We start from the raw sequence: 13,827 nt of genomic DNA, 5'->3' as shown, positions 1-13,827 counted from the left end.
CCCGCACCTCGGCAGGCACGCCGGTCTCGTCGGCATCCAGCAGCGGCCCGCCCAGCAGGCGCGAGGCCCAGGCAAAGCACCGACCCATGCGGGAGCGCCGGACGTCCAGCGCGCCGCTGTAGCGCACCGGCGCATGGCCTGCCGCGAAACGGCGGCGGATCGCCGGCGACAGCCGGTGCCATTGCGCCGCGCCCAGCATTGCGGCCAGGTCCAGGGGCGCCGGCACCTCGGCAGGGGCACGGGCATCGGCATCGCGGGGCACAAGGGGGGGTGTGGCGGTCTTCATGCCTTCTGTATTGCAGGGCACGTGCCAGCACACAGACCGTTGATTTCAAACGGTTTTTTAATCCACCTGTCAACGCGGTAGACAGCTGCGGCGGGCGCGCTGTCGACTCGGTTTACAGTGCCGGATGGCCATTCACATCGCGCTCGCCCTGGCATTCGTTCAGACCCTGGCCCTGTCCGGCGTGCTGTGGCTGTGGGCCCAGCACGTGGCGGGCGCCCGGCTGCTGATCGTCTTCCTGCTCGGCGTGGGGCTGTGGATCGTGGGCAACGAGCTGCCCAACTGGGCCGGCATCGGCACCGCGCCCTTCGCCATGGCCCTGCTGGCGACGGTGCCCATCACGTCCGCGGCGTTCTTGCACTTCTGCGCCATCTTCACGGGCCAGCGGCTGCGGCCCTGGGCCTTGCGGCTGGCCTACGGCGCGGCGTGCGGCGCGACCGCGCTGTCCTGGTGGGTGCCGCCGGGCGCGTTCGAGCACTTTCCGCCGTTCACCGGCGTGCAGTGGGTGGTGGTGCCCAATGCGGCCGGATGGACCACCAGCCTGGTCTGGGCCACCTGCGCGAGCGCGGGCCTGCTGGTGCTGGCCAAGGCCTTCTGGCAGACGCGGGTGGCCACCGAACGCCGGCAGATCGCGGCCGTGGCCCTCTCGTGCGGCTGGGGGCTGATGTGCATCTCGGGCTACGCGTTCGCGGCCCTGCGCATTCCCCAGTACCCCTGGCAGGTGCTGGCTTTCCCCGCTTACCCGCTGATCCTGGTCTACGGCATCCTGCGCTACCGGGTCTTCATGGCCAACGCCTGGGCGCGGCGGGCCCTGGCCTGGGCGATCGTGCTGTTTCTGGGCCTGCTGGCCGTGCCGCTGACCTTGCTGCTGCCGGTGGAGTCGCGCTGGCTCACCTCCGCCGTGGTGGCCGCCACCTGCCTGGCCTGGAGCGGGCCGGTGCGCCGGCTGGCCGAGCGCCTGGTCTACCCCGGCGGCACCCCCACGGCGCACGACCTGGACACCTGGCGCGGCGCGCTGTCCACGTCCCAATCGCTCGGCGAACTCTCGTCCATCGCCGCCTCGCTGCTGTCCCAGCGCATGGGCGTGGCCGTGCGGGTCGTCACGGGCCCCTCGCTCGCCCCCGATCCGCACACCCCCACGGTGCATTGCCGCAAGGACGGCGCCCAGTGGCAAGCCCATCTGCACGGCTTCGAGCAGGCGCCGCCCGGGCAGCGGCACCTGGCGGAGCTGTTCGGCACCGTGCTCGTGCAGGCGGCGGGCCAGGTGGAAAACGCCGCGGCCGCAGAGCAGCGCGAGCGCGAGCGGCAGCTGCAGGCCCGCCTGGCCGAACTGGGCTCGCTCGCGGCCACGGTCGCGCACGACCTGCGCAACCCGCTGAACGTGATCGCCATGGCCACGGCCTTTACCCCGGCCGAGGTCCGCAAGGACGTGCAGGAGCAGATCGCCCGCATCTCGCGCCTGGCGGAGGACCTGCTGGACTACGCCAAGCCCTGGCAGATCGAGCCGCGGGCCATCGACCTGTCGCAGCAGGTGCGCCAGGCGATCCGCCACGCCCCATCCGTGGAACTGGGGCCCGGGCTGGACAAGCCCTGCCCCGTGCACGCCGACCCCGCGCGGCTGGACCAGGTGCTGGCCAACCTCCTCACCAACGCCCAGGCCGCCGCAGGCCAGCGGCGGGTGCACGTGGATGCCGAGCCGGGCGAGGACGGCCTGCGGCTGCATGTCTGTGACGACGGGCCCGGCATTCCCGCCGAGCTGCGCGAGCGGCTGTTCCAGCCCTTCGCCTCGCGCAGCCCGGGCGGCACCGGGCTGGGCCTGGCCATCGTCGCACGCATCATGGCCGCGCACGGCGGCACGGCCGCACTGACCGAGCGCCCGCCCTGGCGCACCTGCTTCACCCTGACCTTTCCTCCCCACCGACCATGACCCCTTCCCCCTCCCTGGGCCACATCCTGCTGGTGGACGACGAGCCCGCCTACCAACGGCTGGGCAGCTCCTTCCTGCGCGAACTGGGCCACCGGGTCACCGTGGCCGGCAGCGGCGAAGAGGCGGCCTGGGCCTTCGGACAGGACCGCGCCCACGTGGTGCTGCTCGACCTCGCCATGCCGCCCAGCATGGACCCCGAAGCGGGCCTGGAGCTGATCGGGCGGTTCGCGGGCTCGGTCGTGGTGGTCCTGAGCGGCCACGGAGACCGGGAACTCGCCCTGCGCGCCGCCGAGAAGGGCGCGTGGGACTTCCTCACCAAGCCCATCGACCCGGACATGCTGCGCTTCGTCGTCTCGCGCGCCATGCACAAATCCCGCCTGGACGAAGAGCTGCGGGAGCTGCGCGCACGCGAGGGCAGCGAAGACCTGGGCATCGTCGGCCAGTCGCCTGCCGCGCAGCAGCTGCGCGCCATGGTGCGCCGCGTGGCCGGCACCTCGGTGAGCGTGATGGTGCTCGGGCCCACCGGCACGGGCAAGGAGCTGGTGGCCCGCGCCCTGCACCAGTGCAGCGCTCGCCGGCAGGGCCCTTTCGCGATCATCCACTGCGGCGCCCTGTCCAGCGAACTGCTGGAGAGCGAGCTTTTCGGCCACCTGAAAGGCAGCTTCACCGGCGCCCACCGCGACCAGCCGGGCCTGGTGGAAACCGCGCACGGCGGCACGCTCTTCCTGGACGAAGTGGGCGAGATGCCGCCCGCCATGCAGGTCAAGCTGCTGCGCTTCCTGCAAGAGGGCACCTTCCTGCCCGTGGGCGGGCGCGAGATGAAGAAGGCCGACGTGCGCGTGGTGTCGGCGACGCACCGCGACCTGGAGGGCATGATCCAGGATGGCGGCTTTCGCGAGGACCTCTTTTACCGCCTCAAGGGCGTGGTGATGCGCATCCCGCCCCTGGCCGAGCGGGGCATGGACGTGCCGCTGCTGGCCGCGCACTTTCTGCGCCGCGTGGCGCCGCAGGCCCTGTTCGCGCCCGACGCCCAGGCCTGGCTCGCCACGCAGCCCTGGCCGGGCAACGTGCGCCAGCTCCGGGCCCTGGTGGAGTCGGCCGGTGCGCTCATCGCCCCGGGCCACCTGCGCATCGACCTCGACCTGTTGCGGTTCGCCAGCGGCGACCTGGCGCACCTGCCGGATGCGGGCCCGGCCGATGCGGCAGCGGCCGCCCCCGTCGGCGCGCTGGATGCGGCCATCTTCGAGCTGGAAACCCGCATGGTGCGGGAAGCGATGGAGGCCACCCAGGGCAACCAGTCGGAGGCCGCGCGCCGCCTGGGCATCTCGCGCGCCGGGCTGATCAAGAAGCTCACCCGGCTGGGCCTGCGCTAGCGGGCGCCGGCCACCGGCCCTGCCCGCCCCTTAGCCGCCCCTTACCCGCCCCTCAACCGCACGTGCCCAGGTGCCCGCACTGCGTGCAGTAGTCGCAGCCGTCCTTGCGGATCACCGCGTGCGCGCCGCACTCGGGGCACTTCTTGCCGGCCATCGCGGGCGGCATGCCCATGGGCGCCTCGGGCTCGTCCAGCGGCAGCACCTGCTGCACCGGGTCGGGCACGCGGCTGGCCAGGATGTTCTGGATGGCATAGGCCATGGCGGCCACCTCGGAGTCGTGCCACAGCGGCACGCGCGTGCCGTCCTCGCGCTGGCGCGTGCCCAGGCGCACGGGGCCGCGGTCCCACGCCACCTTGCGCATGTCGCTCAGGGCGCGTTCCAGGAAGCCGCCGCGCGCGGCCAGCGAGAGCATGCGCATGCTGGAGGTGATCCACTGCTGCGATTCGCCGCTTTGCCCCACGGGCATGAAGAACTCGATGGCGCGGTCCACCGTGCCCGTGCCGCCGGCATTGGGCACCGGCAGGAACGACACCACCAGGTACAGCGTCTTGTGGCCCTCCTGCGTCCAGTACTCCACCTTCTCGGCGACGGCCGGCAGGGCGCCCTTGGGCCGGCTTTCGATCACGGTGCGCATGGGGTCGATGGGGGCTGCGGCCGATGCGGGTGTCGCTACGGGCGCGGCCGGGGCCGGCGCGGCCTCGGGCGCGTGCGTTTCCAGCACGGCGCCCAGGATGGTGTTGGGCCGGTAGGTGGCCAGCCCCTTGAGCCGCGCGCGCCAGGCGGCGAGGTACAGGCCCTTGAAGTCCTCGTACGGGTAGTCGGCCGGCACGTTCACCGTCTTGGAGATCGCCGTGTCCACGAAGGGCTGCACCGCCTCCATCATGGCGATGTGGTCGGCGGCAGGCATGGACAGCGCGCTCACGAAGTAGTCGGGCAGGGCATTCACATCGCCGCCCAGCTCGCGGTACAGCCGCCAGGCGTGGTCTTCCACGGCGTATTCGCTCATGCGGCCGTCGCCCTCGCGCTTCCTGCGCTTGTAGGTCCACGAAAACGGCGGCTCGATGCCGTTGGAGGCGTTGTCGGCGAAGGCCAGGCTCACCGTGCCCGTGGGCGCGATCGACAGCAGGTGGCTGTTGCGGATGCCGTGCTCGCGGATCTGCGCCTGCAGCGCCTGCGGCAGCCGGCTGGCGAAGGTGCCGGGCGCCAGGTAGCCGGCCGCATCGAACTTCGGGAACGCCCCTTTCTCACGCGCCAGCGCCACCGACGCGGCATAGGCCGCATCGCGCAGGCGCTCGGCGATCTGCGCGGCCATGGCGCGGCCCGCTTCGCGGTCGTAGCGCAGGCACAGCATGGCCAGCGCGTTGCCCATGCCGGTAAAACCCACACCGATGCGCCGCTTGGCGGCCGACTCCGCGCGCTGCGCCTCCAGCGGCCAGAAGGTCACGTCCAGCACGTTGTCGAGCGCGCGCACCTGGGTGGCGACGCTCTGCTCGAAGGCCTCGAAATCGAAGGCCGGCGCGCCCGCCAGCCCGAACGGGTTGCGCACGAAGCGCGTGAGGATGATGGGCCCCAGGTCGCAGCAGCCGTAGGGCGGCAGCGGCTGCTCGCCGCAGTTGTGCACATACAGGCCATTCGCGTCGAAGGCGTGGCAGTCGGCCACGGTGACGTCGTACACGTCCTCGCACCCATCGGCCGCGATGGAATCCACGGTGGCGGTGAATCGCTCGCGGTTCAGCCGGCGCTGGTCGCCCGCCAGGGCGGCTTCCAGGCGAGCGGCCTTGGCGGTGTCGGCAAAGCCGATGCGATCGGCATACGCCTGCAGGTTGTCGCCGGACACCACCAGTTCGTGCTGCGCCTGCGTGGGGTAGGCCCGGGTGCCGCCACGCCCGTCGGGCAGCACAGAGTGCTGCGCGGGGCGGCGGCCGGTGTACAGCGTGGAGGCGATCCCGAAGCGCAGCAGCATGCGCTGCACGGTGCGCAGCAGATCGGCATCGCTTTGCGACAGGCGCACGCTCACGCCCTTGTCCTGGGCTCCCTGCACCGAACCGTCGGCATCGAACAAACCACGCAGCAGGCCGGCGGCGAAGGCGGAGGAGCCGCATTCCATGGCCGGCGTGATCGTCTTGTGGTCAGGCCGCAGGCCCATGGCGTGCGCCAGTCGCCACAGCGCCGCGCTGGCCATGCGGGCCTCCCCGCGCGTGCCGACGGGGCGCTGGAAGCCGCTGAAATCAGACCGGTGGGGCAACGTGGCCGCGGCAGCTTCGGCGGCTTGCACGATGCCTGCCGCACCGGTGGCGGCATAGGCCACGGTGCCGTTGCCCACCTGCCGCAATTCGGGTGCCCAGACCGAGATCACCGCCTTGTCGGCCTTCAAGGTGCCGTCGCCCACGAGCAGGCCGAGCAGGTAGCCCTCGGCCTCGGTGCCCGCACCGTCCCATCCGCCGAGCGCGCGGTGGTCGTGCAGCACGATCTGGTCGCCCGGCTGCAGGTCGCCGGCCGCCGTCCACTCCAGGGACTGGGCGTAGCGGGTCTGCCGCGCCACGCGGCGCACGCGGTGGTCGGGCGTGAGGCGCAGCGTGTGGCCTTCGCGCGTGCGCAGGGCGATCACGGGCTTGTGGCCGGTCTTGAAAAATCCTTCGCTTTCCGTACAGAAGACCCGGCCGTCCACCACCGCGCCGAACCGCCGCCCGATGAGGCCGGCCACCTGCGCCGGGCCGTCCGCCGTCAGCACCCAGGTGTCGGCCGTGACGCAGGGATTCGTCGCCGCGATCGCCTCGCAGTAATGCAGGTTGTTGTCACGGTTGATCGCATCGAGGAACAGGATGCCCGGCTCGGCGAAGTCGTAGGCCGACCGCATGATGGTGTCCCACAGATCGCGGGCCGGCACGGTGCGGTAGACCCACTGGCCGTCGGTGCGCTGCACCGCGCCCTGCGCCAGCAGCGCGGCGCCGGGGCGCGCGGGGTGCACCAGGTCCCACGGCTGGCCATCGGCCACGGCCTGCACGAAGGCATCGGTCACGCCGACCGACACGTTGAAGTTGTTCCACCGCCCGGGGGTGCGCTTGGCGGTGATGAACTCGAGCACGTCGGGGTGGTCGATGCGCAGCACGCCCATCTGCGCGCCGCGCCGCGCGCCGGCGCTCTCCACCGTGGAGCACGACTGGTCGAACACGTTGATGTAGCTGCACGGCCCCGAGGCCAGCGAGGCCGTGCCCTTGACCTGCGCGCCCTTGGGCCGGATGCGCGAGAAGTCGTAGCCCACGCCGCCGCCGCGCCGCATGGTCTCGGCGGCCTCGCGCAGGGCCTCGTAGATGCCGGGGTAGCCGCCGTCGTCCATGCCCTGGATGCAGTCGCCCACGGGCTGCACGAAGCAGTTGATGAGCGTCGCCTGGATGTCGGTGCCGGCGGCGCTCATGATGCGGCCCGCCCCGATGGCCCCCGCACGCAGGTTGGCGAGAAAGCGCGCCTCGTGCGCCGCGCGCTCGGCGGCGGGCTCCACCGAGGCCAGGGCCCGCGCCACGCGGCGGTAGAGGTCCTGCACCTCCGTCTCACCGGGCTTGAGGTACTTTTCGCGCAGCACGTCCAGGCTGATGGGCTGCACGGGGGTGGCGTCGGACGCCACGGGGATGAAGGGGTCGCGTTGCATGTCGCTGGGGCTTCCACGGTGCACAAGGCCCCCGTTTTACTCCGGTGGCCCGCCGCCCGGCTTGCCCAATGTCAACGAGGACGGCGAGGGTTTTTCAGAGGGTGAAAGCGCCTGGGTGTATGCACGGCAGGGCTGCGCGATGGCGGCCCCTCCTGGGCAGCCGGCACGCGCGCTGCCGCGTTTTTTTGTTTCCTGGATCGAAACGCTGTGATTCCCGCGCCGGGGCTTATGCACCCTGGCCGTTGGCGCCATATTCCAGGCAAGGTGCTCCCGGTTCCCGGTGGCACGCCTGCCCATCCCTTCATCCCACCCTTCCTTTTCAGGAATCCACCATGTCCCCCACCGCCGAACTGGCCGCCGAACTCGAAACCGCCATCCACGGGCCCGATGCCACCCAGCTGATCGAGCGCCTGCAGTGGCGCTACGCCACGAAGAAGATGGACCCGGCCCGCCAGGTGCCCCAGGAGAAGGTCGAGCGCATCCTCGAAGCCGCGCGGCTCGCGCCCACCTCCAGCGGGCTGCAGCCGTTCGAGGTGCTGCTCGTCACCCAGCCCGAGGTGCGCCAGCGCATCCAGGCCATCGCGTGGAACCAGGCCCAAATCACCGAGGGCTCGCACCTGCTGGTGTTCGCCGCGTGGGACGACTACACGCCCGAACGCATCAACGCCATGTTCGACTACACCAACGCGGTGCGCGGCTTCAAGAACGAAGGCTGGGAGAACTACCGCAACATGCTGCTGGGGACCTACCCGCAGCGCGGCGCCGAGGTGAACTTCCAGCACGCGGCCCGGCAGGCCTACATCGCCCTGTCCGCCGCGCTGATGGCCGCGGCCTACGAAGCGGTGGACAGCACGCCCATGGAGGGATTCGATCCCGACGCGCTGGATGGCATCCTGAACCTGCGCGCCCGCGGGCTGCGCAGCGTGGCGATCCTGCCGCTGGGCTACCGCCAGGCCGAGCAGGACTGGCTGGCCCCGCTGGCCAAGGTGCGCCGTCCGCGCGAGCAGTTCGTCACCGAGGTGTAAGGCGCAGCCGCGCGCCTGGACCCGGCAGCGCGGCACCTGCATCGCAGGCCCCCGAGGCCCCGCGCATGCCAGCCGATCATCGACCCTGGAATCCGCCGAGGGCATGGCCCTGGCCCGCCAAAGGCCGGTGTGGACTTCAAAGGCGCAGCGCACAAGGTGCTCCGGGTGCATAACACTTGGAGCGTCTACAACACCAGGTTCTCCACGCCAGGAGCCCCCATCAGGCCACATGTCGACCCCAAGGGCGACCTGTCAGGCGCCGAGGAAAGGGTCATTTCTGGAAGGCACTGAAGCTGCCGTGCGGCCACAGGGGCAGCATGGCATCGCAACGGCCTGCCGCCGCCCTGTCAGGGCGCCTTTGCACCGCCCTGCACGGGCGCATCGTAGACACAGCGGAACCCCACGTACACCACGTCAAAGTCGGCCGGCTTCCATTGCATGGACGCGGCCTGCATCTGCGCCGCGCCATACCACCAGGAGCCGCCGGCGGTGAGTGCGGTATCGCCCTGCCGGTCGGCCAGCCATTCCCAGGCGTTGCCGCCCATGTCGTGCAGCGCGTTGACGCCACCGCGCGTGGCACCGGCCGGTGCCAGCCGCGGCCAGGCGTCGGCGCCGCTGGTGTTGGCGCCTTCAGGCGAATCGCCGGTCGGGTACGGGTAGGTGCGGCCCCGCACGAAGCCGGCACGAGTCCCTGCGCCCTGCTCGGTGTAAGCCGCCAGCGTCCATTGGGCGCGGGTGGGTAGGCGGCCTTGCGCCCAGGCGCAGAAGTCACGCGCCTCGTGCCAGTTGACGTGCACGGCGGGCCATTGCGGGCTGACCGGCGGCACGCCGAAGGGGCGGCGGAAGTTCCAGCCAGCGCGGCGCTCCCAGCCGCGGCCCCATTCGTGGCCGCCGCCCTCCCGTTCCGCCGTGGTGACACGGCCGGTGGCTTGCGCGAACTCGGCGAACCGGGCGATGGTGGTTTCGTGTCGATCAATGGCGAAGTCGCCAACGGACACCCGGTCCTGACCTTGTGCGGCCACCGCAAAGAGTGCGCAGGCCGTGCCGTGCAGGATTGCCTTCGGTGTTGTCATCCGTTCACTCCTGGGCCGGCGTGGTGTCAGGCGGGAACCGGCGCCTGGCGCGAGATCAGCCCCTCGCGCCGCAGCGACTCCCAGAACGATGCGGGAATGGTCACACGCATCGACGCCACGTTGGCCTGGACCTGGCCGGGCGCGCGGGCACCGGGAATGATCGCCGAAACCACCGCCGGTGCCGCCGCGAACTGCAGCGCCGCCGTGCGGATATCAATGCCGTGCCGGTCGGCCACCACCGCCAGCCGCGCGCGCTTGTCGGCCGCGCCCGCGGGGATCTGGTCGCTGAAGTGATACCGGTTGCGCCCGCCCAGGAAGCCGTCGTTGAGCGGCGTGCCGACGACCACGGATATGCCCTTGCGCTGCAGTGCCGGGAAGGTGCGCGAGAGCGCCACCTCGTGGTCGAGGATGGAGTACTGGCAGGCCAGCAGCACCACATCGGGCGTCGGCACGTCCGATTCAGCGGCCAGCACGGCGGCGTCGGGCGTGTTGATGCCGAAACCCCAGCCACCAATCATCCCCTGATCGCGCATGCGGGCCAGCTCCCCCATGGCACCGCCGGTGCCCGCCGCAACGGCGAAGTGGTCGCGCCACGTGCCTGGCAGTTCGCTGTTGTCGGGCGACAGGTCGTGGATGTAGACGATGTCGATCTTGGGCAGGCCCAGCCGTTGCAGGCTGTCCTCCACCGAGCGGCGCGCACCGGCCGCCGTGAAGTCGTAGCGATACGCCATGGGCGCGGGCTGCACCCACAGCGCGGCATTGGGCAGCGGCCCGCGGCTGGCCTGAAGCATGCGCCCGACCTTGGTGGACACGACGTAGTCGTCGGGATGCTTGCCGCGCAGGAAGTGGCCCAGCCGGTATTCGCTCAGGCCGTAGCCGTAGAACGGAGAGGTATCGAAGTGGCGCACGCCCGCGTCCCATGCGGCCTGCAACACAGCCTGCGCTTGCGCGTCGCTGAGGGCGGCGAAGATGTTGCCGATCTGCGTGCCGCCCAGGCCGAAGCGGAATGCGGGCCGATAACGTTGCCCGGGAGCAGCCGCTGCATTGCGGGGCAGCGCCCGGTCGGTCATCGGCCCCCGCGTAGCCAGGACGCTGCCCCGCTCGGTGAGCGCGGCAGACAGGCCGGGCGCCTGAGCCCGCGCCAGGGGCGAGGCGGCCAGGCCGGCGAACGTGGCGGCGGTAGTGGTTGCGGCATGCAGGAAGTTGCGGCGGTCCATGATGTTTTGATCCTTGGTGAAATGACGAAGTCCGAACAGCGACGACTCGAGGTCGGACGCGAAAGCCGGGGGGAGTGATGACGCGGCGCGCTCACCGCCGCGCTCGCAATGCCGCCTGGGCCCGGCGGACCAGCCCCTGATACTGGTTCTGCTTGTCGGGATACCAGGGCAGCGACTGCACCTTGCCGAAGCCGGCCAGCGCTTCAACGTAGCGCGCCGTGTGCCCGCGCTGCGACGCGTCAGGCAGCAGTCCCGCGTCGCCGACGGTGACCTGCGCACTGCCGTAGAGCGGTGAGGTGTCCACAACCTTGGCACCAGCGCTGACGTACTGGCCGATGACGTCGTACAGATCGGAGCGGGGCGCGCCAGGCAATCGATCGAACGTCAGGAACGTGGCCGGGCCCAGGCTGCCGCGCGGGAACGTGCGGCGGGTGGACATGCGGTGAGTCACGATGGCCATGGATGCACTCCAAAAAAAACGGTGGGCGGGGTGCGCGGTCGCCCCACGCGCCGCGCAGGGCCCCATGGTCCGCACGCAGCTGACCGATGCCGCTCGAACGGATTACAGATTGGTAATCCAACGCGCAGGGGGTGCAGGCACAATCGGCCCGGAGGTGAAACAGGTGCACAAAGTGCTGGTGATCGAGGACGACCGCGGCGTGGCCGACTATCTGCACCAGGGGCTGTCCGAGTGCGGCTACCGCGTCGATGTGGCGCACGACGGCCCCAGCGGGCGGGCGCTGGCACTGGGTGGCAACTATGCGCTGGTGCTGCTGGACGTCATGCTGCCGGGATGCGACGGCTTCGAGGTGCTGCGCGCCATTCGGGGCAAGGGCGGGCAGCCCGTGCTGATGCTGACGGCACGCGACCGGCTGGACGACAAGGTACTGGGCCTGAATGCGGGTGCGGACGACTACCTCGTCAAGCCGTTCGCCTTTTCCGAACTGCGGGCACGGGTCGAGGCGCTGATTCGCCGGGGCCATGCCAGCATTCAGGAGCAGACCGTGCTGCGCGTCGCCGATCTGGAACTGGACCTGGCAGCGCACAATGTGCGCCGCGAAGGCCGCCGTATTGAGCTGTCTACCAAGGAATTCCAGCTGCTGTCCTTGCTGCTGCGCCGCAAGGGACAGGTGCTGACCCGCACCACGTTGGCCGAACGCGTCTGGAACATCCATTTCGACTCCGACACCAACATGGTGGAAGTCGCGGTGCGGCGCCTGCGCGCCAAGGTGGACGACGCATTCCGCCACAAGTTGATCCACACGGTGCGCGGTGTGGGCTACATCCTGGAGTTCCGCGGGGGTGCAGATGGCGACGCATGAGCCCCGCCGGCGGGCGCCGCATTCCGTGGTGCGCCGCCTGGCGCTGCAGTTGGGCCTGGGCGTGGCGCTGTTGCTGGGTGCGATTTCCGTCGTCGTATACCTGGGGGTACAGACGCTGCAGGAGCAGGCCCAGTCGCGCATCTTGGGCATCAAGGTCCAGAAGCTGGTGGAAACCTCCAGCGCGATGTGGCGACCCGAGAACCAGGACTTTCTGCACCTGCTGCAGACCAACGCCGTCAAGCGCCAGGGCTCGCGGCTGCAACTGCTGCACCCCGACGGCTCGGCGTTCTACCTCGATCCCCACGACGAAGCACACACGCTGTCGCCGCAGGTGCGTTCACGCAGCTTCGAGCTGCGGTCGGCTGACGGACAGCGGTCGCTGCGGGGCCGCTTCGATGTCGATATCGCAGAGGACGAGCAGCGACAGCAGACCCTGGCGCGCCTGCTGGCCCTGGCCACCGCGGCCGGGGCGCTGGTGAGCGCAGGACTCGGATTCGCCGTAGTGCGGCATGGCCTGCGCCCGCTGAGCCAACTGGCCCGGCAGACCCAGGCGATGTCTGCAGGCCGGCGACTCGCGCATCTGCAACTGTCGGCGCGCAGTGCCGAGCTGGCGCCGCTGGTAGACCAGTTCAACGAACTCATCGACCGGCTCGAAGCGGGCCGCGCGCAACTGGAGGCTTTCAATGCCGACGTGGCGCATGAGCTGAGAACGCCGCTCACCGCGCTCATCGGCAAGACCGAGCTGGCGCTGTCGCGACCGCGTGCGGCGCCCGAGTTGGCGCGAACGCTGGCGTCCAACCTGGAAGATCTGGGGCGCATGGCCTCGGTGGTGAACGATATGCTGTTCCTGGCGCGCGCCGACGGAGGGCTGCGCGCGCGTGTGGATGCGCCACGCAATCTGGGTCTGCTCATCACCGAACTGTTCGAGTACCACGAGGCCGACGCCGCTGAGCGGGGCCTGCGGCTAGCCCTGGAAGGCGAGCTCATTCTGCCGGTGGACGAACGGTTGGTGCAGCGCGGCGTCTCCAACCTGCTCAGCAACGCGTGCCGCTATGCCGCGCCAGGCAGCACCGTCCGCGTGAAGCTGGCTGCAGGCGGTGCGGACGGCCCCGGCGTGTCAGTGGCCAACGAGGGGCCACCGATTCCCGAGGCCGCATTGCCTCGCCTGTTCGACCGCTTCTATCGCGGCGACTCGGCCCGGCACCGCGAGGGCATGCACGCGGGCCTGGGACTGTCCATCGTGGCGGCCATCGCCCGCATGCACGGCGGCGATGTCTGGGCGCGCTCGGCGGCCGACGGCACCGAGGTCGGCATGCGCTTCGGGACGGCGCCGGTCGGCTGACGACCTCTCCGCATCTGCGCACGTGCCCGCGCTGCGTGCCGTCGTCGCAACCGTCCCGGGCGTACGGTCTCAGCCATCCCCCCCCACCCCCGCCGCTGATCCGTTGCATCACCGGGTCGCGCCGCGGAAAGGCGCGGGTCGACAGGGCATGGCTTTAGCATGCGCCCATGCACGGCACCCTGTTTCCCTCCCGATCGCCTTCCCGGCATGCAGCCCATCGACTCGGCCCCGCGCCGTGGCCGAGAGGCCCCCGCCTCGCTGCCACCCTGCTGCTGGCCCTGCTCGCCGGCTGCGCGCATGCGCCCCCGGACCCTGTCGCCCCCACCCCCTGGCTCGCCCAGGTCCAGGCCCTGCTGCCCGCCGATGTGCTGCTGATCGGCGAGCAGCACGATGCCCCCGAACACCAGGCGCTGGAGCGCGAGGCCGTGCAGTGGCTCGCCGCGCGCGGACAGCTGGCGGCGCTGGTGATGGAGATGGCCGACAGCGGGCGGGCCACCGACGGACTGCCCCGCGACGCGACTGAAGGCCAGGTGCAGCAGGCGCTCGGCTGGAACGCGGCGGCCTGGCCGTGGGCGCAGTACGGCCCGGTGGCCATGGCCGCGGTGCGGGCCGGCGTGCC

The 13,827-nt window shown here is 71.0% G+C and carries 10 protein-coding genes and 1 pseudogene; 6 read left to right on the top strand and 5 right to left on the bottom strand.

What is annotated here, in order from left to right; genetic code table 11:
* A pseudogene (locus AC27IO_RS13430) lies at positions 1-286 on the bottom strand (hypothetical protein); the annotation flags it as partial.
* Positions 287-410: 124 nt separating this feature from the next.
* On the opposite strand from AC27IO_RS13430, the gene AC27IO_RS13425 reads away from it, so the two are divergent.
* Positions 411-2,210 carry an ATP-binding protein gene (locus AC27IO_RS13425; RefSeq protein WP_317354466.1) on the top strand — a complete coding sequence of 600 codons (1,800 nt, stop codon included), beginning with the start codon at positions 411-413 and terminating at the stop codon, positions 2,208-2,210.
* Complete coding sequence (locus tag AC27IO_RS13420; protein ID WP_317354468.1) at positions 2,207-3,583, top strand: sigma-54-dependent transcriptional regulator; 1,377 nt, start codon at positions 2,207-2,209, stop codon at positions 3,581-3,583. The genes AC27IO_RS13425 and AC27IO_RS13420 overlap by 4 nt, the downstream gene beginning before the upstream one ends.
* Before the next feature lie 52 nt (positions 3,584-3,635).
* Here AC27IO_RS13420 and AC27IO_RS13415 read toward each other — a convergent pair whose 3' ends face one another.
* On the bottom strand, positions 3,636-7,229 hold the full coding sequence (locus tag AC27IO_RS13415; RefSeq protein ID WP_498739204.1) for a ribonucleotide reductase barrel domain-containing protein: 3,594 nt from the start codon (positions 7,227-7,229) through the stop codon (positions 3,636-3,638).
* Between the two features lie 332 nt (positions 7,230-7,561).
* On the opposite strand from AC27IO_RS13415, the gene AC27IO_RS13410 reads away from it, so the two are divergent.
* On the top strand, positions 7,562-8,254 hold the full coding sequence (locus AC27IO_RS13410) for a nitroreductase family protein (RefSeq protein WP_498739203.1): 693 nt from the start codon (positions 7,562-7,564) through the stop codon (positions 8,252-8,254).
* Positions 8,255-8,601: 347 nt separating this feature from the next.
* Here the strand turns inward: AC27IO_RS13410 and AC27IO_RS13405 are convergent, their stop codons facing one another.
* From AC27IO_RS13405 to AC27IO_RS13395, 3 genes are all read right to left on the bottom strand, one after another.
* Entirely contained in the window at positions 8,602-9,327 is a 726-nt protein-coding gene (locus AC27IO_RS13405) for a formylglycine-generating enzyme family protein (protein WP_284431108.1), read from the bottom strand.
* A gap of 26 nt (positions 9,328-9,353) precedes the next feature.
* Positions 9,354-10,544 (bottom strand): aldo/keto reductase, encoded by a 1,191-nt coding sequence (locus AC27IO_RS13400; protein WP_284431107.1) that lies wholly within the window; start codon positions 10,542-10,544, stop codon positions 9,354-9,356.
* A gap of 91 nt (positions 10,545-10,635) precedes the next feature.
* Positions 10,636-11,004 (bottom strand): aldo-keto reductase family protein, encoded by a 369-nt coding sequence (locus tag AC27IO_RS13395; RefSeq protein ID WP_284431106.1) that lies wholly within the window; start codon positions 11,002-11,004, stop codon positions 10,636-10,638.
* A 163-nt stretch (positions 11,005-11,167) separates the two neighbouring features.
* Here AC27IO_RS13395 and AC27IO_RS13390 point away from each other — a divergent pair, with 163 nt between their 5' ends.
* From AC27IO_RS13390 to AC27IO_RS13380, 3 genes are all read left to right on the top strand, one after another.
* Positions 11,168-11,866, top strand: coding sequence for a heavy metal response regulator transcription factor (locus AC27IO_RS13390; protein WP_284431105.1), 699 nt, complete (start codon positions 11,168-11,170; stop codon positions 11,864-11,866).
* Positions 11,853-13,208: a heavy metal sensor histidine kinase gene (locus AC27IO_RS13385; protein ID WP_317354479.1), complete on the top strand. Its 1,356-nt coding sequence runs from the start codon at positions 11,853-11,855 to the stop codon at positions 13,206-13,208. Before AC27IO_RS13390 ends, AC27IO_RS13385 begins: the two co-directional genes overlap by 14 nt.
* Positions 13,209-13,375: 167 nt before the next feature.
* Positions 13,376-13,827: ChaN family lipoprotein (locus tag AC27IO_RS13380; RefSeq protein WP_498739202.1), on the top strand; the 452-nt coding region annotated here is incomplete at its 3' end.

This window comes from Acidovorax sp. KNOB132 (assembly GCF_057541515.1).
The sequence above is the reverse complement of the archived record's forward strand: the minus strand, read 5'-3'. Positions and strand labels throughout refer to the sequence as shown.

What these genes read in the sequence shown, in the direction of transcription:
- AC27IO_RS13425 (WP_317354466.1), top strand. Translation starts at nt 411, where the DNA reads ATGGCCATTCACATCGCGCTCGCCCTGGCATTCGTTCAGACCCTGGCC.
- AC27IO_RS13420 (WP_317354468.1), top strand. Translation starts at nt 2,207, where the DNA reads ATGACCCCTTCCCCCTCCCTGGGCCACATCCTGCTGGTGGACGACGAG.
- AC27IO_RS13415 (WP_498739204.1), bottom strand. Translation starts at nt 7,229, where the DNA reads ATGCAACGCGACCCCTTCATCCCCGTGGCGTCCGACGCCACCCCCGTG.
- AC27IO_RS13410 (WP_498739203.1), top strand. Translation starts at nt 7,562, where the DNA reads ATGTCCCCCACCGCCGAACTGGCCGCCGAACTCGAAACCGCCATCCAC.
- AC27IO_RS13405 (WP_284431108.1), bottom strand. Translation starts at nt 9,327, where the DNA reads ATGACAACACCGAAGGCAATCCTGCACGGCACGGCCTGCGCACTCTTT.
- AC27IO_RS13400 (WP_284431107.1), bottom strand. Translation starts at nt 10,544, where the DNA reads ATGGACCGCCGCAACTTCCTGCATGCCGCAACCACTACCGCCGCCACG.
- AC27IO_RS13395 (WP_284431106.1), bottom strand. Translation starts at nt 11,004, where the DNA reads ATGGCCATCGTGACTCACCGCATGTCCACCCGCCGCACGTTCCCGCGC.
- AC27IO_RS13385 (WP_317354479.1), top strand. Translation starts at nt 11,853, where the DNA reads ATGGCGACGCATGAGCCCCGCCGGCGGGCGCCGCATTCCGTGGTGCGC.